16 protein-coding genes are annotated in these 18,968 nt (G+C 73.5%); 6 read left to right on the top strand and 10 right to left on the bottom strand.

Annotated features, from left to right (window positions below; genetic code table 11):
* Positions 1-53: 53 nt before the first annotated feature.
* Genes gatB through gatC form a run of 3 tightly spaced genes read right to left on the bottom strand, consistent with a single transcriptional unit; the run spans position 54 to position 3,486 of the window.
* A complete protein-coding gene (gene gatB / locus D6B71_RS03435; protein ID WP_121252070.1) occupies positions 54-1,580 on the bottom strand; it encodes an Asp-tRNA(Asn)/Glu-tRNA(Gln) amidotransferase subunit GatB in 1,527 nt (508 codons plus the stop codon).
* Positions 1,577-3,142, bottom strand: coding sequence for an Asp-tRNA(Asn)/Glu-tRNA(Gln) amidotransferase subunit GatA (gene gatA / locus D6B71_RS03430; RefSeq protein WP_121252899.1), 1,566 nt, complete (start codon positions 3,140-3,142; stop codon positions 1,577-1,579). The genes gatB and gatA overlap by 4 nt, the downstream gene beginning before the upstream one ends.
* 5 nt (positions 3,143-3,147) lie before the next feature.
* The gene (gene gatC / locus D6B71_RS03425) at positions 3,148-3,486 is read right to left on the bottom strand and encodes an Asp-tRNA(Asn)/Glu-tRNA(Gln) amidotransferase subunit GatC (protein ID WP_121252068.1); all 339 of its coding nucleotides are present in this window, start codon (positions 3,484-3,486) and stop codon (positions 3,148-3,150) included.
* Positions 3,487-3,731: 245 nt separating this feature from the next.
* On the opposite strand from gatC, the gene D6B71_RS03420 reads away from it, so the two are divergent.
* From D6B71_RS03420 to D6B71_RS03405, 4 genes are all read left to right on the top strand, one after another.
* Positions 3,732-5,108, top strand: coding sequence for a PP2C family protein-serine/threonine phosphatase (locus D6B71_RS03420; protein ID WP_126688181.1), 1,377 nt, complete (start codon positions 3,732-3,734; stop codon positions 5,106-5,108).
* Positions 5,105-6,139 carry a cobalamin B12-binding domain-containing protein gene (locus D6B71_RS03415; RefSeq protein WP_121252064.1) on the top strand — a complete coding sequence of 345 codons (1,035 nt, stop codon included), beginning with the start codon at positions 5,105-5,107 and terminating at the stop codon, positions 6,137-6,139. Before D6B71_RS03420 ends, D6B71_RS03415 begins: the two co-directional genes overlap by 4 nt.
* A gap of 197 nt (positions 6,140-6,336) precedes the next feature.
* Positions 6,337-6,858, top strand: coding sequence for a SigE family RNA polymerase sigma factor (locus tag D6B71_RS03410; protein WP_121252062.1), 522 nt, complete (start codon positions 6,337-6,339; stop codon positions 6,856-6,858).
* On the top strand, positions 6,851-8,038 hold the full coding sequence (locus D6B71_RS03405) for a hypothetical protein (RefSeq protein ID WP_121252060.1): 1,188 nt from the start codon (positions 6,851-6,853) through the stop codon (positions 8,036-8,038). Before D6B71_RS03410 ends, D6B71_RS03405 begins: the two co-directional genes overlap by 8 nt.
* A gap of 25 nt (positions 8,039-8,063) precedes the next feature.
* Here D6B71_RS03405 and ligA read toward each other — a convergent pair whose 3' ends face one another.
* The gene (gene ligA, locus D6B71_RS03400; protein WP_121252058.1) at positions 8,064-10,184 is read right to left on the bottom strand and encodes an NAD-dependent DNA ligase LigA; all 2,121 of its coding nucleotides are present in this window, start codon (positions 10,182-10,184) and stop codon (positions 8,064-8,066) included.
* A gap of 220 nt (positions 10,185-10,404) precedes the next feature.
* Here ligA and D6B71_RS03395 point away from each other — a divergent pair, with 220 nt between their 5' ends.
* Together D6B71_RS03395 and D6B71_RS03390 are read left to right on the top strand one after the other, a co-directional pair.
* The gene (locus tag D6B71_RS03395; protein WP_121252056.1) at positions 10,405-11,016 is read left to right on the top strand and encodes a TetR/AcrR family transcriptional regulator; all 612 of its coding nucleotides are present in this window, start codon (positions 10,405-10,407) and stop codon (positions 11,014-11,016) included.
* Positions 11,013-12,665 carry an MFS transporter gene (locus tag D6B71_RS03390; protein ID WP_121252055.1) on the top strand — a complete coding sequence of 551 codons (1,653 nt, stop codon included), beginning with the start codon at positions 11,013-11,015 and terminating at the stop codon, positions 12,663-12,665. The genes D6B71_RS03395 and D6B71_RS03390 overlap by 4 nt, the downstream gene beginning before the upstream one ends.
* Before the next feature lie 95 nt (positions 12,666-12,760).
* On the opposite strand, the gene D6B71_RS03385 is transcribed toward D6B71_RS03390, so the two are convergent.
* From D6B71_RS03385 to D6B71_RS03360, 6 genes are all read right to left on the bottom strand, one after another.
* Positions 12,761-13,297, bottom strand: a complete 537-nt coding sequence (locus tag D6B71_RS03385; RefSeq protein WP_121252053.1) for a type 1 glutamine amidotransferase domain-containing protein — start codon at positions 13,295-13,297, stop codon at positions 12,761-12,763.
* Positions 13,298-13,370: 73 nt separating this feature from the next.
* On the bottom strand, positions 13,371-14,513 hold the full coding sequence (locus D6B71_RS03380; protein WP_121252051.1) for a hypothetical protein: 1,143 nt from the start codon (positions 14,511-14,513) through the stop codon (positions 13,371-13,373).
* 26 nt (positions 14,514-14,539) lie between these two features.
* The gene (locus D6B71_RS03375) at positions 14,540-15,553 is read right to left on the bottom strand and encodes a uroporphyrinogen decarboxylase/cobalamine-independent methonine synthase family protein (RefSeq protein WP_121252049.1); all 1,014 of its coding nucleotides are present in this window, start codon (positions 15,551-15,553) and stop codon (positions 14,540-14,542) included.
* Positions 15,550-16,698, bottom strand: coding sequence for a tRNA 2-thiouridine(34) synthase MnmA (mnmA, locus tag D6B71_RS03370; RefSeq protein WP_121252897.1), 1,149 nt, complete (start codon positions 16,696-16,698; stop codon positions 15,550-15,552). The genes D6B71_RS03375 and mnmA overlap by 4 nt, the downstream gene beginning before the upstream one ends.
* A gap of 26 nt (positions 16,699-16,724) precedes the next feature.
* Complete coding sequence (locus tag D6B71_RS03365; RefSeq protein WP_121252047.1) at positions 16,725-17,945, bottom strand: cysteine desulfurase family protein; 1,221 nt, start codon at positions 17,943-17,945, stop codon at positions 16,725-16,727.
* Positions 17,946-17,991: 46 nt separating this feature from the next.
* Positions 17,992-18,963 carry an endonuclease/exonuclease/phosphatase family protein gene (locus D6B71_RS03360; RefSeq protein ID WP_121252045.1) on the bottom strand — a complete coding sequence of 324 codons (972 nt, stop codon included), beginning with the start codon at positions 18,961-18,963 and terminating at the stop codon, positions 17,992-17,994.
* Positions 18,964-18,968 lie beyond the last annotated feature (5 nt).

Below are 18,968 nucleotides of genomic sequence, written 5' to 3'. Positions count from 1 at the left end.
CCGGCCCGCGCGCCGGTCGGTGCGCGGGCCGGGACGTCGGCGTGACGAATCGCTCAGGCGAGCTTCTCCAAGATCAGCTCACGCACCCGGCCGGCGTCGGCCTGGCCGCGCATCTCCTTCATCACCGCACCGATCAGGGCACCGGCGGCAGCCACCTTGCCGTCACGGATCTTCTGCGCGACGTCGGGGTTCGCGGCGATCGCGTTGTCGACCGCCGCGGACAGCGCGCCTTCGTCGGAGACGATCGCCAGACCGCGCTTCTCCACGACCTCCTCGGGGGTGCCCTCGCCGGCCAGCAGGCCGTCGAAGACCTGGCGCGCGAGCTTGTCGTTGATCGACCCCGCGTCGACCAGCGCCTGCACGCCCGCCACCTGCGCCGGCGTCACGCCGAGCTCGGCCAGCTCGACGCCGGCGTCGTTGGCGCGCCGGGCCAGCTCGGCCAGCCACCACTTGCGGGCGGCCTGCGGCGACGCCCCGGCGGCGATCGTCTCCTCGACCATCGACAGCGCCCCGGCCCCGACCGTGTCGCGCATCTCCAGGTCGGTGAAGCCCCACTCGGCCTGCAGCCGCGCGCGCTTCTGAGTGGGGTTCTCGGGCAGGGTGCCGCGAAGCTCCTCGACCCATTCGCGGCTCGGCGCGACCGGCACCAGGTCGGGCTCGGGGAAGTAGCGGTAGTCCTCGGCGTCGGACTTCTCCCGGCCGCTGGTGGTGACGCCGGTGTCCTCGTGCCAGTGGCGGGTCTCCTGCAGGATCGAGCCGCCGCCGGCCAGGATCGCGGCGTGCCGCTGCATCTCGTAGCGCACCGCCCGCTCCACCGAGCGCAGCGAGTTGACGTTCTTGGTCTCGGTGCGGGTGCCGAGCGGCGCTTCGGCGGTCGAGCCCGCCGAGACCTTCGGGGCGAGCGAGAGGTTCACGTCGGCGCGGATCGAGCCCTGGTCCATGCGTGCGTCGGAGACACCGAGGGCGACGATCAGGTCGCGCAGCTGCGCGACGTACGCCTTGGCGACCTCGGGTGCCCGCTCCCCCGCCCCGCGGATCGGCTTGGTGACGATCTCGATCAGGGGGATGCCGGCGCGGTTGTAGTCGACGAGGGAGTAGTCGGCGCCGTGGATGCGGCCGGAGGTGCCGACGTGGAGAGACTTGCCGGTGTCCTCCTCCATGTGGGCGCGCTCGATCTCGACCCGGAAGGTCTCGCCGTCGACCTCGACGTCCATCCAGCCCTCGAAGCAGATCGGCTCGTCGTACTGGGAGGTCTGGAAGTTCTTCGGCATGTCCGGGTAGAAGTAGTTCTTCCGCGCGAACCGGCACCACTCGGCGATCTCGCAGTTCAGCGCCAGGCCGATGCGGATCGCCGACTCGACGGCCTTGCCGTTGACGACCGGCATCGCGCCGGGCAGGCCCAGGCAGGTCGGGCACACCTGGGTGTTCGGCTCGGCCCCGAACTCGGTCGGGCAGCCGCAGAACATCTTCGAGGCGGTGTTGAGCTCGACGTGGACCTCCAGGCCCAGCGCCGGGTCGTACGCCGCGAGGACGTCGTCGTAGGACAGCAGGGCGTCGCCGGTGGCAGAGGTGGCGGTCATCGGGCGTCTCCGTTCCGCTGGTCGAGCTTGACCTGTCCTGAGCCTGTCGAAGGATCGAGACCAGGAGCCTTGTCGAGCAGCGGTCCGCCCCACTTCCGCTCGAGCGCGGCCTCGAGGGCGGCGCCGACCCGGTAGCACCGGTCGTCGGCGAGCGCCGGCGCCAGCACCTGGAAGCCGGCCGGGAGGCCGTCCTCGTCGGCCAGGCCGCTCGGGATCGAGATGCCCGGCACCCCGGCGAGGTTCGCGGGGATCGTCGCGAGGTCGTTGAGGTACATCGCGATCGGGTCGTCGAGCTTCTCGCCCAGCTTGAACGCCGTGGTGGGCGCGGTCGGCGAGACCAGCACGTCGGCGGTCTCGAACGCCGCGGCGAAGTCGCGGCCGATCAGCGTGCGCACCTTCTGCGCCTGGCCGTAGAAGGCGTCGTAGTAGCCGCTGGAGAGCGCGTAGGTGCCGAGGATGATGCGGCGCTTGACCTCGTCGCCGAACCCGGCGTCGCGGGTGGCGCGCATGACCTCCTCCGCCGAGGGGTTCTCCACCCCCTCGGGCAGCACCCGCAGGCCGTAGCGCATCGCGTCGAACTTGGCCAGGTTGCTGGACGCCTCGGCAGGCATCACCAGGTAGTAGGCCGCCAGGGCGTGCACGAAGCTGGGGCAGGAGACCTCGACCACCTCGGCGCCGGCCTCGACCAGCAGGTCCAGCGACTCCTGGAATCGGGCGAGCACGCCCGCCTGGTAGCCCTCGCCGGACAGCTCGGTGATCACGCCGACGCGGACGCCGGACAGGTCGCCCTCGGCGCCGCGCCGGGCGGCGTCGGCGAGCTTGCCGACCGGCTGGTCGATGCTGGTGGAGTCGAGTGGGTCGTGGCCCCCGATCACCTCGTGCAGCAGCGCCGCGTCGAGCACCGTGCGCGAGACCGGGCCCACCTGGTCGAGGGAGTTGGCCATCGCGACCAGGCCGTAGCGGGACACCCCGCCGTAGGTCGGCTTCATCCCGACGGTGCCGGTGACCGCACCCGGCTGGCGGATCGACCCGCCGGTGTCGGTGCCGAGCGCGAGCGGCGCCTGGAACGAGGCGACCGCGGCGGCGGACCCGCCGCCGGACCCACCCGGGATCCGGTCGAGGTCCCACGGGTTGCGGGTCGGGCCGTAGGCGGAGTGCTCGGTGGAGGATCCCATCGCGAACTCGTCCATGTTGGTCTTGCCCAGGATGGGCAGACCCGCACGCTTCAGGCGCGCGACGACCGTGGCGTCGTACGGCGGCACCCAACCCTGGAGGATCTTGGAGCCACAGGTGGTCGGCAGTCCGGAGGTCGCGAGCACGTCCTTGACCGCGATCGGCACCCCGTCGAGCGCGGACGCTGGCGCTCCGTTGGCGCGGCGCTCGTCGGCGGCCGCGGCCTGCGCGAGCGCACCTTCGGCGTCGACGTGCAGGTAGGCGTGGACCGCGCCGTCGTGGCGCTCGATGTTGTGCAGGTGCGCGCGGGTCACCTCGACCGAGGAGGTCTCGCCGCGGGCCAGGGCACCGGCGATCTCCGCGGCGGAGACGCGCGTGTTGCAGGTGATCGCGGTCACTGCTCGTCCCCCAGGATCCTCGGCACGGCGAAGCGCTGCTGCTCGCTCTCGGGGGCGCCCGAGAGCGCCTGCTCCGGAGTCAGCGACGGCGTCACCACGTCTTCACGGAACACGTTGGTCAGCGGCACCGGGTGGGAGGTCGGCGGCACGTCGTCACCGGCCACGCCCTTGATCGAGGCGACCGATTCGAGGATCACCGAGAGCTGAGGGGCCAGGTGGTCCAGCTCGGCCTCGTCGAGGTCGATCCGCGCGAGGTCGGCGAGGTGGGCCACCTCCTCGCGGGTGATCTGCACGCGTCCTCCGCTCTCGGCGGGGGCTCCGGGGGTGTCAGGCATGGTGCGAATCCTAGGCGGCGGGCCGGCCCCGGCCCGAACCGGCCGCTGTCGTCGACGCCGAGCCGTCGATCGTTCCGCGACACGCCGCGGAATGGCGGGAATCACTGACGGGTCGGCGCCGGACGGGTCACCCCAAGAGGTGAGGCTTCTTGACTCGGTCCACTTAGACTGGCGGAAGCGGGTAGACGCGTGTGCCACATCAGGCCCTCCGTGCTCGTGTGAGCAGGGGAGAATTCTTGACGTCGGTGCGCGAACGCCACGCTCGACTGCTGGCGGACTCGCGGTCAGCGGAGCCGCGGGCCCGGCTCGCGCAGGCGGTCAGCCGGGCCGAGTTCCTGCTGCGGCTCTCCCGCACTGTCTCGGCCATCCAGAACCCCGAGCGGGCCCTGCTCGCCCTGGTCGACCTGCTGCTCGAGGACGTCGTCGACGTCGCCCAGGTCTTCGTCCGCACCGGCACTCACCAACTGGTGTGCTCCGGCGTCCAGGGGCAGACGCCGGTGACGGAGACCCGACTGTTGGCCGATGGCTCTCCGGACGGCGTAGACGAGGCGATCCGCAGCGGGGTACCGCAGGACGTCGTCCTCTCCCAGGCCGGTCGCACCCGGCGGCGCACGCTCTCCTCCCTGCTGCAGGGCGAGGAGATCGTCGAGGCCGTCGACGCCCTGGGCACCGACCAGCTGACTGTGCTCCCCTTGACCGCGCGCGGCCGCACCTTCGGCCTGCTCGTGCTCGGCCGCGGCAAGGGCTACGGCTTCTCCGGCTCGCACGCTTTCCTCGGCGACCTGGCCGACCGGGTAGCGGTCGGACTCGACGCCACGCTGGTCGTCGCCGAGAGCCGCTACGTCGCCGGCGTCCTGCGCCGCTCGCTCGCACCCGCGGAGATCCGCCAGGTGCCCGGGCTGCAGATCGCCTCCTTCTACCGGGTCGCGCACCAGTCCGAGGCCGTCGGCGGCGACTTCATCGACGTCCACGGACCCGACGACGACCTCGTGGTGGTCTGCGGTGACGTGGCCGGCAAGGGCGTCGAGGCCGCGGTGCACGCCAAGCGCATCCGCAACGCCATCCGCACCGCCGCGCACGTCGACCGCGACCCCGGCTGGTCGCTCGGGCTGGTCAACCGGGTGCTGGTCTCCGAGACCCACGGCGATGCGGGCGGGCTGGCCACCGCCGTGCTGGCCCGGATGCGCCCGGCCGCGAGCATGTCCCACCCCGACGCGGGGCCCGACGCGGGCGACCGCGAGCCGCCCGGGAGCGTGCACGTCACCCTGGCCAGCGCCGGTCACCCGCCGGCCCTGATCGTGCGCAGCGACGGCACGGTCGAGGAGGCGCCGGCCCGCGGGCTGCTGCTCGCCCTGATGGCCGAGACCGACTACACCACCGTGACCACCACGCTGCGCCCCCGCGACACCCTGCTGCTCTACACCGACGGGGTGACCGAGGCCCGCGGCCTGGACGACCTCTTCGGCGAGGAACGGCTGCACGAGGCACTCTCCCGGCTCGGCGGGCTGTCCGCGCCGGCTGTCGTCGAGGCGGTCGCTGTCGCGGTCTCCGAGCACCTCGGCGACCGGGCGCACGACGACATCGCCATGCTCGCCATCCACGTCCTGCCGGAGCCCACGTGACCGGGTCGGGGCCCGACCCGCTCGTCGCAGCGGTCGGCCCCGACGACCTCGAGAGCTACTGGCGGGCGGTCACCGCCGCCGACCCGGACGCGGCGTACGCCGTCGCGCGCAGGCTGCGCACCGCCGGCGCCCCGCTCGACAGCGTGCTCTCCGGGCTCGTCGTGGCCAGCCAGGCCCGAGTCGGTGGGCTCTGGGCCCGCAACCAGTGGACCGTGGCGCACGAGCACGCCGCCACCGCCGTCAACGAGGAGGTGGTCCGCCGGCTCGGCGCCGACCAGCCCGAGCCGACCGACGGCCCCCCGCTGCTGGTGGCGTGCGTCGAACGGGAGTGGCACGCCCTCCCCGCGCTGGTGGTCACCCACACCCTGCGCTCGTGGGGGATGCGCGCCACCTTCCTCGGTGTCAACTCCTCCCGCGACCAACTGGTCAGCCGGATCCTCGACACCGGGCCGCGGGCAGTGCTGCTGAGCGCGTCGCTGGCCTCGTCGTTGTCCCGGGTGCGTCGGCAGGTCGAGGCGATCCGCGGCACCGGCACCCCCGTGGTCGTCGGTGGCGCCGCGTTCGACGCGGCCGGTGTCCGGGCCAGCGCCCTCGGCGCGACCGCCTACGCGGCCGGCCCGGCCGAGGCGGCCGAGCTTCTCGTCACGATCCCCCGGCACGTGTCCCAGGCACCACCGCTGCGGCATGCGGAGGCGGACGAGGCCCGAGTGCTCGTCGCCTCCGGCGAGGAGATCGTGCGCGCCGCGATCGCCGCCACGACGACCGCGCTGGGCCGCGGCGACGACCCCTCCCCGGCCTCTCCCGACACCTGGTGGTCGGTGCTGACCGGCTTCGCCCCGCACGTGGTCGACTGCGTCGCCGGCGCCCTGCTCACCGGTGACCCGAGCGTGGTCGACGAGACCCGCACCTGGTACGCCGAGGTGCTCGCCGGCCGCGACGCCGACCCCCGCGCGCTGCCCGCGCTGTGGTCGGCCTTCGCCCACGAGGTGCGCGACATCCCGCGCGCGGCAGCCCTGCTGGCTCGGGGCTGACCGGCGGCTCGTCCCCCGACGTGCGATTCGGCGCGGCCGGCTGGCCCAGGCACTGGTCCGACCCGGTCATGTGGGGTGTCATGCTCGGCTCGACTGCCGGCTGCTTCGCCACCTTCACGTTCGCGGTCGTCTGACGTCGCACCCAACCGATCCACCTCGGGCCGCATCTCTCCAGGTGGACCGACCCAGGAGGACCGATGCCAAGACCACCGAAGGATGAGGAGTTCACCGACTTCGTGCATGCGTCGTGGCCGTCGTTGTACCGCACGGCGTACCTGCTGCTCGGCGACCATGCCGCCGCCGAGGACCTCGTGCAGACCGCCTTGGCCAAGACCTACGCCGCGTGGTCGAAGGTACGCAGCGTGGAGGCCGCGCCCGCCTTCGCCCGCACCACCCTCGTCAACACCGCCAACTCCTGGTTCCGCCGTCGCTCCTGGGGCCGCGAGCGCCCTACGGACCCGATCCCCGAGCGTGGTGCGCCGGCACCCGATCCCAGCGATCGACCCGCCGTCGTCGCCGCACTCGCCACGCTGCCGCCCCGCCAGCGCGCGGTCGTGGTGCTGCGCTACTACGAAGACCTGAGCGTCGCCCAGGTCGCCCGGATCCTCGGCTGCGCCGAGGGCACCGTCAAGAGCCAGACCTCCGACGCCCTCGCCAAGCTCCGTGTCGAGCTCGGCGAGGCCGTCGTCCCCGAGACCCTCGGAGCCAGCCATGACTGAACGCCTCTCCGCTCTGCTGCACGACGAGGCCGACCACCTCGACGTACCGCCGCCCGCGCCCGGCACGGTGCTCGGCCGCGGCCGGGCGCTGCGCCGGCGCCGTCGCGTCACCACGGTCGCGGTGGCGGTGGCCTCCCTCGCCGTGGTGGGGGTCGGCTCGACCCTCGCCCTGGGTGGCGACCGCGACGACGACCGGGCCGTGGAGCCGGCGGCGCCGGCCGCCGGGTTCGGTGAGGTCTTCGCGATCGGCACCGACATCTACCTCGACGGTGGGCGCACGCACGCCGTCGTCGACGACGTCGCCGTCAAGTCCCTCTACTACACCTCTGCGGGCGTCGTGGTGCGCCACGGCAACAACTCCTGGAGCGACGGGGGCGGTCCGCAGCGGTTCTCGCTGGTCGCCGGCGACGGCACCGTCACCAGGCTCAGCGTGGTCACCGACGGCGCCGTGCACGCCACCGACCCGGCGCAGCCCTACCTGGCGTACGCCGTGCGTGACGGCGGCGGCCCGGCGGAGGTCGTCGTCCACGACGTCACCACCGACGAGGTCGCGGCCCGGGTCCGGGTGCCGGGGCTGTCCGGCGGCTGGTTCCCGGTCGCGATCACCGGCGACACCGTGTTCGTGGGCGACGGCCGCGAGGACGTCTTCGCGGTCGACTGGCGCACCGGCGAGGTCACCACCTCTCCGGTCCTGCGCGGCTACCCAGAGGTCGCGGGCGCCAGCACCAGCGCGCACCGCGACGACCGGCCGGTGGTGCTCGACGTGGCCACCGGCGAAGTGGTGCTGAGCCCGGAGACCACCGGTTGGGCCGACCTGCGCCTCTCCCCCGACGGGCGCTACGCCCTGCTCGACCAGGAACGGGACGGCGGCGGCGGGTCGAGCTTCCAGGTCTACTCCGTCGACACCGGGGAGTCGGTGGAGATCGAGGGCGAGACCTGGCAGTACGGCTGGACCGCCGACGGCGACCTGTTCTCGCTGCTCGGACGCGAACTGACGACCTGCCAGGCGGACACCGGCGAGTGCGCCACCGAAGAGGTCGACCTGGTCCGCTCGCCGGCACCCGGCATCGATGAGGGCAGCAACATCGTGTGCGACGCGAACGGCACCTGCCAGGACCCGGAGGCCGAAAAGGGCGACTCGGTCGATCTCAAGCTCGGGGGGCGCACCTACGAGTCGTGAGCTGGGCCCGTGAGGCCCCTGGAGGTCAACCTGAGACCGCGCTCGGGCCGGACTCGAGCAACTGCCTGAAGCCGTCCTCGTCGAGGATCGGGACGCCGAGCTGCTCGGCCTTGTCGGCCTTGGAGCCGGCGTTCTCGCCGACGACGACGAAGTCGGTCTTCTTCGACACCGAGCCGGACGCCTTGCCGCCGCGGGCCAGGATCGCCTCCTTCGCCGAGTCGCGGCTGAAGTCGACCAGCGAGCCGGTCACCACCACGGTGAGGCCCTCCAGGGTGCGCGGGGTCGACTCGTCGCGCTCGTCGGCCATCGACACGCCCGCGCGCTCCCACTGCTCGACGATCTCGACGTGCCAGGGCTCCTTGAACCACTCGATGACCGCCTCGGCGATCGTCGGGCCGACGCCCTCGGCGGCGGCGAGCTGTTCCTCGCTCGCCTCCCGGATCGCGGCCATCGAGCCGAACTCGGTCGCCAGCGCCCGGGCGGCGGTCGGGCCGACGTGGCGGATCGAGAGACCCACCAGCACCCGCCACAGCGGCACGCTCTTGGCCCGGTCGAGGTTGTCGAGGAGCCGCTGGCCGTTGGCGCTCAGGACGGGCGCGTCGCCCTCCCCCTTCTTCGGCGCGCGGGTGAACAGCGGAGCCCGGAGCAGCTGCTCGGCGGTGAGGTCGAAGACGTCGCCCTCGTCGTCGATCACTCCCGCCTCGAGCAGCGCGGAGGCGGCCTCGTAGCCCAGCCCCTCGATGTCGAACGCGCCGCGGCCGGCGACGTGGAAGACCCGCTCGCGCACCTGGGCGGGGCAGTGCCGGTGGTTGGGGCAGCGCCGGTCCTTGTCGCCCTCCTTCTGCTCCACCAGCGTGGTGCCGCAGGCGGGGCACTCGCTCGGGCCGACCCAGGGGGCGAGGCCCTCGGGGCGCAGCGCCAGCACCGGGCCGAGGATCTCGGGGATCACGTCGCCGGCCTTGCGCAGCACCACGGTGTCGCCGGGGCGCACGTCCTTGCGCTCGACCTCGTAGTAGTTGTGCAGGGTGGCGTTCTCGACCGTCGAGCCGGCGACCCGGGTCGGCTCCATCACGCCGTAGGGGGTGACCCGGCCGGTGCGCCCCACGTTGACCCGGATCTCGAGCAGCTTGGCGTTGACCTCCTCGGGTGGGTACTTGAAGGCGATCGCCCACCGGGGCGCCCGGCTGGTGGAGCCGAGGCGTCGCTGCAGCGCGACATCGTCGACCTTGACCACCACGCCGTCGATCTCGTAGGGCACGATGGTGTGCCGGTGCTCGCCGGCGTGCTCGATGTAGTCGCGCACCTCCGCCAGCGTCGCCAGCACCTTCACCTGGCTCGAGACCGGCAGGCCCCAGGCCGCCAGCGCGGCGTACGCGGCGGACTGCGAGACCGGCTCGAACCCGCGTCGCTCACCGATGCCGTGGCAGACCATGTCGAGTGCCCGGGTGGCGGTGACGCGCGGGTCCTTCTGACGCAGCGACCCGGCCGCGGCGTTGCGGGGGTTGGCGAAGACCGGCTTGCCCGCGTCGGTCATCGCGGCGTTGAGCCGCTCGAACGCCTCGGCGGGCAGGAACACCTCGCCGCGCACCTCGACCAGCTCGGGGACCGGGAACTCCTCGGTGCCGGTGAGCCGGTGCGGCACCGAGTCGATGGTCTTGACGTTGGGCGTGACGTCCTCGCCGGTGGTGCCGTCGCCGCGGGTGAGCGCGCGGACCAGCCGGCCGTTCTCGTAGAGCAGGTTGATCGCCAGCCCGTCGACCTTCAGCTCGCACAGCAGCGCCGCCGAGTCGATGCCGTCGCGGGCCAGCCGGGCGTGCCAGGACTCGAGCTCCTCGAAGGAGAAGGCGTTGTCGAGGCTCTCCATGCGCCGCAGGTGTGCGACCGGAGTGAACTCGGTGGAGACGGCTCCCCCGACCTTCTGGGTCGGCGAGTCGGGCGTGCGCAGCTCGGGGAAGCGCTCCTCGAGCTCCTCCAGGCGGCGCATCCTGGCGTCGAAGTCGGCGTCGTCGATGGTGGGCGAGTCGAGGACGTAGTAGCGCCACCGCGCCTCCTCGACCTCCTCCGCCAGCTGGCGGTGCTGCTCGCGCGCCTCGTCGGGCGCGGCGTCGACGCGCGCCTCCTCCTCGGTGCCCTGGGAAGTGCTCATGCCCGCATTCTGCCGGGCGGCACCGACGCTGCCGCCAACCCGACACGACCCCGCCACCTGCCGCACGGTCTAGACCGATGAGGAATCACCACTCGAAAAGTCGGTTGGAGGGAATGGCAGTGCGGTCCTACGCTGTTGGCGATGAAACGAAACCGTTTCGTTTCATCTGTGTGAACGAAACGCGACACCGACCAACGCCAGCACCGTGAGGACGCCGACGATGACCCCCAGCCCCGAACGCCCCCGCATCGAGGGCGAGCGCGAGCACGAGATCTTCGAAGCGACCCTCGAGGTGCTCGCCGAGGTCGGCTACGACCGGCTCACCATGGACGCCGTGGCCGCGCGGGCGCGCGCGTCCAAGGCGACGCTCTATCGCCGCTGGAGCAGCAAGGCCCGGCTCGTGGTCGACGCACTGCTGGTGAGCAAGGCCCCCACGACCCTGCCCGAGACCGGCACCCTGCGCGGCGACCTGCTCGAAGTCTTCTGCGGGCTCGACGGCTTCGTCTGCCCCGGCAACATCGCGCTGTTCGGCAGCGTGATCACCGCCATCACCCGAGACCAGGACTTCGCCGACGCCTTCCGCCGCGACGTCATCGCCCCCAAGGTCGCCCTCTCCCGCCAGGTGTGGGAGCGGGCCCGGGAGCGCGGCGAGATCGACCCCGACGCCGATCTCGACCTCCTGGAGTCGGCGCTGCCCGGCATGGTCCTGCACCGCGTGTTCGTGCTCGGGGACTGCCCCGACCAGAGCCTGGTCGAGCGCGTGCTCGACCGGATCGTCCTTCCCGCCGCCACCCGCGGCTCACACCCCCGACCGGAGGAGACCCCTTCATGACCGACGTCCCCCAGACCCGGGACCTCGCGGACGCCGACGTGGCGCTCGCGGCGGCACCGGAGTCGACCACCGACAGCCCGCCGGGGCACTCCCGCCTCGGCTGGGCCCTCGTGCTGATCTCGGTGGCCCAGCTGATGGTGGTGCTCGACGCCACCATCGCCAACATCGCCCTCCCCTACATCGGCGCCGACCTGAACATCGACGCCGCCAACCTGACCTGGATCGTCACCGGCTACGCCCTCGCCTTCGGCGGGCTGCTGCTGCTCGGCGGCCGGCTCGGAGACCTCTACGGTCGCCGCCGCGTCTTCATGGCCGGCCTGGCCACGTTCGCGGTCGCCTCCCTCCTCGGTGGTCTGGCCACCAATGAGGGCCTGCTGCTCGGCGCCCGCGGTCTGCAGGGACTCGGTGCCGCGCTCGCGTCCCCCGCCGCCCTGGCGCTGATCACGACGACGTTCCCGGCCGGGCCGGCGCGCAACCGGGCGTTCGCGGTGTACGCCGCGATGTCCGGGGCCGGCGCCGCGGTCGGCCTGATCCTCGGCGGCTGGCTGACCGGCACCGACAGCTTCCTCGGCCTCTTCGACGTCGACGGGTGGCGGATGACGTTCCTCATCAACGTGCCGATCGGCCTGGCCGCCGCCGCGCTGGCACCACGCTTCCTCCCCGAGTCCGAGTCCCACCCGGGCCAGCTCGACGTCCCCGGTGCCATCACCGGCACCCTGGGTCTGCTCGGGCTGGTCTACGGCTTCAGCCGGGCCGGTGAGGCGGACCACGGCTGGGGCGACACCTGGACGATCGCCTCACTCGCCGGCGGCGCGGCGCTGCTCGCGGTGTTCGGGTTCGTCGAGGCCCGCGTCGCACACCCGCTGCTGCCGATCCGGGTCTTCGCCAACCGCACCCGGGCGACCAGCTTCGGGGTGATGGCTCTCGTGCCCGCGGCGATGTTCGCGATGTTCTACTTCCTCAGCCTGTTCATCCAGCAGGTGGTGGGCTACAGCCCGCTGACCACCGGGTTCGCGTTCCTGCCGTTCTCGCTGGGCATCGTGTTCGGTGCCGGACTCTCGTCCAACCTGGTCAACCGCATCGACCCGCGCTGGCTGGCCGGCGTCGGCACCCTGATGGCGATGGTCGCCCTGGTCGGGTTCTCACGACTGTCGGTGCCCGACTCCACCGCCGACCTGCTGGCCGTGACCGCGGACAACCCCCTCGGCGAGGGGGTCAACTACTGGACCTCGATCTTCCCGTTCATCGTGCTGATGGCGGTGGGCATGGGCGCGGTGTTCGTGCCGCTGACCCTGACCGCGGTGCACCACCTGCGTCCCGAGGAGGCAGGCATCGGGTCCGGCGTGCTCAACACGATGCAGCAGGTCGGTGGGGCGCTCGGCCTGGCGATCCTGAGCACGGTCGCCCTCAACGCGGGCGACGAGAAGGCGACCCGGATCGCCGGCGAGCTCGGAGCACAGGGCGCGAGCCCGGAGGCCATCGGAAAGCTCGCGTTCCTCGGATCGTTCACCGACGGCGCCACCGCGGCGTTCCTGGTGGGCGCCGGGCTGATCCTGGTCGGCTCGGTGGCCACCTGGCTGTTCCTCAACGTCAAGCACGAGGAGCTGGCCACCGACGGCCCGGAGGCTGCCCCGGTGCACATCGGCTGACGCCGGCTTCGCGCCTCCCCCCAGCACGAGGGGCCACCCGGACACGCTCCGAGCGGCCCCTCGTCCGTCGTCCCTGGCCTGCGTTGGCCCCGCCGTCAGGCCAGCGCGTCCTCCAGGGCCTTCACGAACGCCGGCAGGTCGCCGGGGTTGCGGCTGGTGATCAGGTTGCCGTCAACGACGACCTCCTCGTCGACCCACTCGCCGCCGGCGTTGCGCACGTCGTCGGCCAGGCTCGGATAGCTGGTCAGCCGGCGACCGCGCACCAGGCCGGCGGAGACCAGCAGCCAGGGGCCGTGGCAGATCACCGCCAGCGGCTTGCCGGCCTCGGCGACCTCGCGCACGATCCGCTGCGCGTGCTCCTCCACCCGGATCCGGTCGGCGTTGACCGTGCCGCCCGGCACGACGAGCGCGTCGATGCCCGCGACGTCGAGGTCCTCGAAGGTGCCGTCGACGGGCACCTTCGAGCTGGGGTCGGTGTCGCCCTGGACCGCCTGGATCGGGTCGGTCTGGTTCGAGAAGACCCGCACCTGGGCGCCGGCGGCCCGCAGCTCGTCGCGCGGCTGCACCAGCTCGGGCTCCTCGAAGAAGTCGGTGGCGATGATCGCGACGGTCTTGCCGGTCAGGTCGGCCATGGTCTCTCCCCTACGTGCTCGCGTGCAGTGACCCCGACCCGGTACCCGCCGTCAGCGCGTTGGATGCCGGCGCTCACTCCTCCGTCTGCAGCACGAAGTCGACGACCTCGCGGGTCGTGGTGGTGCCCAGGCGACCGCTGGAGAGCACCCGGCTGACGATGACCGACCACTCGATGTCGGACTTGACCTCGGTCAGCGACGCCGGCACCTCGAACCCGCTCATCCGGACGGCGACGGTCTCGTCGCGACGCAACCCGACGGCCCACACGACCCCACCGGAACTCTCCGGGCCCGGCCGCCACATCAGGTAGAGCGGCCCCCGTCGGCCCTCACCGGCGCGCTGGCACGAGCCGAACCGGCCGTCCGCACACGGGTCGCCGCGCAGCCAGGCCGGTCGCCCCTCGACCACGAGGACGTCGACAACCAGCGCGGGCCGACCGTCCTGGGTGAACCGCGACCCGATCGCGCCGGGTCCGAGCTCGTCGCGCACCTGTGACGGCACCGGCTGCGTGTAGTCGAGGTAACCGCCACGGGTCAGGAAGTAGGCGTGCGAGGTCGCGGTGTCGGTGGCCGGCACCCGGTCGAAGCGGGTGGGGTCCTGCTCGCCGCCCGTCCAGTCCTCGAGCTCCTCGCCCGCGTCGACGACCGCCTGGCTGGTGGTGAGCCCGAGCCGCTCGTCCTGGGCCAGCTCCTCGAGGGTCTCCACGGAGAACCGCAGGTCCTGCTCGCGCGGGTCGCCGGTGATCTCGTCACCGGCGAGGAGGACCGAGACGACCTCGTCGCCGCGGTCCATGGCGACCGCCACGTAGCCGGGGTCCTCCTCGGGCGCGACCTCATCCCAGGCCAGCAGCAGCGTGCCGCCGTCGACCTCGCGCGCCTCACACTGCGGGTCGTCGGGCTCGCACGCCGGGGCGTCCCCATCGGCAGGCGCCACGACCACGCTGAGCAGGTCGCCGTCGTACTCGCCGTCGGCGTCGTAGCGCAGGTCGGCCCCGACGGTGCCCGGGGTATCGTCACGGCCGGTCCAGGTGGCTCCGGCGTCGGACGTGAGCGGCACGTGCTCGAACGCCACGGCCGCCACCGCCCTGGAGGTGATCGGCACGTCTCCCCCACCGGCCGGCAGGTCGCCGGCGGTGTCGTCGCCACAGGCTGTCGCCGCGAGCGCCACGGCGCAGGCGAGCGCGATCAGGCGCACGAGGCGCGTCGGATGCAGCATGGAGCCTCCCGAGAGACGAGGCTCGGTCAGGCGGAGATGTTGCCGGCAGCCCGGTGCAGCGCCCGCAGCAGCCCCGCCGCGCGGGCAGCAGAGGCGCCGGCCAGGCCGCAGGACGGGGTGAGCACCAGCCGGTCGCCGAGCTCGCCGGGGTCGAGGCCGAGCATGTCGAGCCAGCGCACGGCGGCCTCCGTGAGCCGGCCGTCGTCGGGCACGGCCGCCTCCGAGACGGCCGGCACCAGGCCCAGCGCCACGGAGCCACCCGCCTCCAGGTTCTCGGCCAGGACGTCGTGGTCGGCGGCCGACAGCACGGCCAGGTCGACGGCGAGTCCCTGCGCGCCTGCTCCGCGCAGCACTCCGAGCGGCGTGCCCGCCGCGCAGGAGTGGACCCATGCCTCGGCGCCCTCGTCGGTGACCGCGCCCAGCACGGCGGCGAGCAGGTCGGAGGCCTCCGGCAGGTCGACGCTGCGATGGCGTGAGAAGCCGGACGCCGTCGGCACCCGGCCACCCAGCACAGCCGGCAGAGCGGGCTCGTCGACCTGGACGACCAGCCGGTCCACACCGGGTAGCCGGCGGCGCACGTCGCGGACGTGGTCGCGCAGCCCCTCGGCCAGCGCGTGCGCGAGGTCGCGACGGGCGCCGTGGTCGGCGAGGATCCGGTCGCCGCGAGGGCGCTCCACGGTGGCGGCCAGGGTCCACGGGCCGGAGACCTGCAGCTTGAACGCGCCGGTGAGCCCCTGCGCCCGCTCTTCCAGCCCGTCGAGGTCCTGCGCCAGCAGGCTGCGCGCGCGGCGGTGGTCGACGCCGGGGGCGCCGCCGGTGCCGGTGAGCCGCCAGCCGGCAGGTTGGAGGTCGGCGTCGAGCTCGGCGAGCACCGCGACGCTGCGGCCGGTCATCGAGGCGGTGGCCCCCCGGCCCGGCACCTCGGGCAGGTGCGGCAGGCCGTGCTCGTCGGCGAGCTCGCCGAGCACGACGCGCACCGCCTCGTCGTAGTCATGCTGGTCGGCGCCGGGCATCGAGCCGACCCCGCTCGCGAGCGTCATGCGCGGACTCCCTGGTCGGCTCGGCGGGTGGCCGAACGGGTGGTCGAGATCGTGGCGGAGCCGACGACGCGAGTGCCGTCGTAGACGACCACCGCCTGGCCGGGCGCGATGCCGAACGCCGGGTCGAGGAGCTCGACGTCGACCCGCTCGCCAAGGCTGCCGGGACCGTCTGGGCCGTCAGGGTCGGGGACCACGCGCACGACCGCGCGGTGCTCGTCGCCGTGGGCGCGCAGCTGGACGGTGCCGTGCAGCGGCTGGCTCGGCGCGGCGCCGCACCATCGTGGCCGGATGCCGGTGAGGCCGTCGACGGCGAGCCGTTCGCGCGGACCGACCCGCACCGCGCCGGAGACCGGCTCGATGTCGAGCACGAACCGCGGCCGGCCGTCGGCGGCGGGCCGTCCGATCCGCAGGCCCTTGCGCTGGCCGATGGTGAACCCGACGGTGCCGTCGTGCCGGCCGAGCACCTCTCCGGTGGCGTCGTCGACGATCTCGCCGCCGGTGTTGGGGGCCCGCTCACCGAGCTTCTCCTTCAGCCACCCGGCGTTGTCGCCGTCGGCGACGAAGCAGATGTCGTGGCTGTCGGGCTTGTCGGCGACCAACAGCCCCCGCTCGGCCGCCTCGCGCCGCACCTCGCTCTTGGGGGTGTCGCCGAGCGGGAAGATCGAGTGCCGCAGCTGCTGCTGGTCGAGCACGCCGAGCACGTAGGACTGGTCCTTGCCGGCGTCGGCGGCGCGGTGGAGCTCGACCAGGCCGTCGCCGGCCGGGCCGGGGCGCAGGGTCGCGTAGTGGCCGGTGGCGACCGCGTCGAAGCCGAGCGCGAGGGCCCGGTCGAGCACCGCCGCGAACTTGATCTTCTCGTTGCAGCGCAGGCACGGGTTGGGGGTGCGGCCGGCGGCGTACTCGTCCATGAAGTCCTCGACCACGTCGGTGTGGAACCGGTCGCTGAGGTCCCAGACGTAGAAGGGGATGCCGATGACGTCGGCGGCCCGGCGGGCGTCGTTGCTGTCCTCGATCGTGCAGCAGCCGCGGGCGCCGGAGCGGTAGGACGCCGGGTTGCGCGACAGCGCCAGGTGGACCCCGGTCACGTCGTGTCCGGCCTCGACGGCCCGCGCGGCGGCCACCGCGGAGTCGACGCCGCCGGACATCGCCGCGACGACCCGGAGCGAGCCGGTCACGGCGCCTTCGCGGCCCGCGCCCGCTCGACCGCGGGGCCGATCGCCTCGACGAGCGCGGCCACGTCGGCAGCGGTGCTGGTGCGGCCCAGCGAGAAGCGCAGCGAGCTGCGCGCCTCGGTGTCGGTGCACCCCATCGCCAGCAGCACGTGGGAGGCCTGCGGCACGCCCGCCGAGCAGGCCGAGCCGGTCGAGCACTCGATGCCGCGGGCGTCGAGCAGCATCAGCAGCGAGTCGCCCTCGCAGCCGGGGAACCGGAGGTGGGCGTTGCCGGGCAGTCGGTGCACGGGGTGGCCGTTGACCACCGCGTCCGGCACGGCGTGGCGGACGCCGGCTACGAGGTCTCCGCGCAGGGCTTCGAGCGCCGCGGCGTGCTCGGCCTGCTGCTCGACCGCCAGTTCGACCGCGGCGGCCAGGCCCGCGATCGCCGGGGTGGCCAGGGTGCCGCTGCGGATGTCGCGCTCCTGCCCGCCACCGTGGATGAGGGGGGTCAGCGAGACCTCGCGCCGCACCACCAGGGCGCCGACGCCGTAGGGTCCGCCCAGCTTGTGGCCGGTGAGGGTGAGCGCGTCGACCCCGGAGGCGGCGAAGTCGACCGGCACCGCCCCGACCGCCTGCACGGCGTCGGTGTGCACCGGGATGCCGTGCTCGTGGGCGATCGCGACCACCTCGTCGATCGGCTGGAGGGTGCCGACCTCGTTGTTGGCCCACATCAGCGTCACCAGCGCCACCGTGTCGGGGTCGCGCTCGACGGACTCGCGCAGCGCCGAGACGTCGAGGCGACCGTGCCGGTCGACCGGCAGCAGCTCGACGTCGGCGCCCTCCCGCTCCGCCAGCCAGTGCACCGCGTCGAGCACCGCGTGGTGCTCGACGGCGGAGGTGAGCACCCGGGTGCGACGGGGATCGGCGTCTCGGCGGGACCAGAAGCTGCCCTTGACCGCCAGGTTGTCGGACTCGGTGCCGCCGGAGGTGAACACCACCTCGCCCGGACGGCAGCCGACCGCACCGGCAATGGCCTCGCGGGACTCCTCCACCACCCGTCGCGCCCACCGGCCGGAGGCGTGCAGCGAGCTGGGGTTGCCGACCCGGTGCAGGTGTGCGGCCATCGCCGCCACGGCCTCCGGGCGGACCGGGGTGGTGGCGGCATGGTCGAGATAGACGGTCTCCCGCGCCGGCGGGGGCTTCGTCGCTGAGGTCGCGGGGTCGGTGGCGGGCGTCATGGCGACCTCCAGGGTACGGCGCCCCGGCGCGAGGCCGGGGCGGGGCTCACTTGGCCGCGAGCTCGGCGACCAGCACCCGGTGGTCGGTGCCGGCCAGCTCCACGGTCCGGGTCCCGAGCACTGCGAGCCGCTCGCCGACGAGCACGTGGTCGATGGCGGCGAGGGTGGGAAGCGGCACTCCGAGCACCTCGAAGAGCCCGTTCGCGGGCCAGGTCGGCTGCCAGCCCGCGTTGGCCAGCTCGGCCGCGTCGCGGTAGCCGACGTCGAGCAGGCGGCGCAGCACCGCATGGTCGAGCGTGGCGTTGAGGTCGCCCACCACCAGGTCGGCTCCGCGGGCGCTGGCCTCGGCGCGGATCGTGGCGTGGTCCGCGCGCCACGCCGCCTCGTCGGTGGGCGCCATCGGGTGCACTGCGAGCAGGGTCAGCCCGCTCACCTCGACCCGCCAGCCGCCGAGCCGCGTGTCGAGCTGTCTCTCGCCGGTGACCGGCTCGCGTGCGAACACCACGGTCCCGCCCAGGCCGTCGGCGGGGGCACCGGTGCGGTGCGGCAGCACCTGTTCGAGACCCGCGCTCTCCATCCGCTCCACGGTGGCGGAGTTCGCCTCGGCGACGACGAGCAGGTCGGCGCGCTCGCTGCTGACCAGCCGGACCAGCTCGACGACGTCTCCCTCACCGCCGTAGATGTTGGCGGTCACCACGACGAAGGGGTCGGCCTCGGACGACGGCGGCGGATTGGGCCCCAGCACCATCGGCGCGAACCACCACGCGTGCAGCCCGAGGCCGAGCGCCGCGACCAGGGACAGGACGATCAGCGGCGAGCGAACCCCGCGGCGCCGCAGCAGCGCCGGGAGCGCCACCCCCAGCACCACGGCGTACGCCGGCAGGGCGACGGGCGTGAACGCCACCAGGCGGACCGCCGGACCTGCCTCGGGCTCGAGCAACCGGACGGCGGTCACCGGCAGCGCCGCCGCGAGCAGGGCGAGCAGCGGCACCCAGAGCGCGACCGTGCCCCGGCGCACGCCGG

It is taken from the genome of Nocardioides ferulae, assembly GCF_003660455.1.
Taxonomy (GTDB): Bacteria; Actinomycetota; Actinomycetes; order Propionibacteriales; family Nocardioidaceae; genus Nocardioides; species Nocardioides ferulae.
The sequence above is the reverse complement of the archived record's forward strand: the minus strand, read 5'-3'. Positions and strand labels throughout refer to the sequence as shown.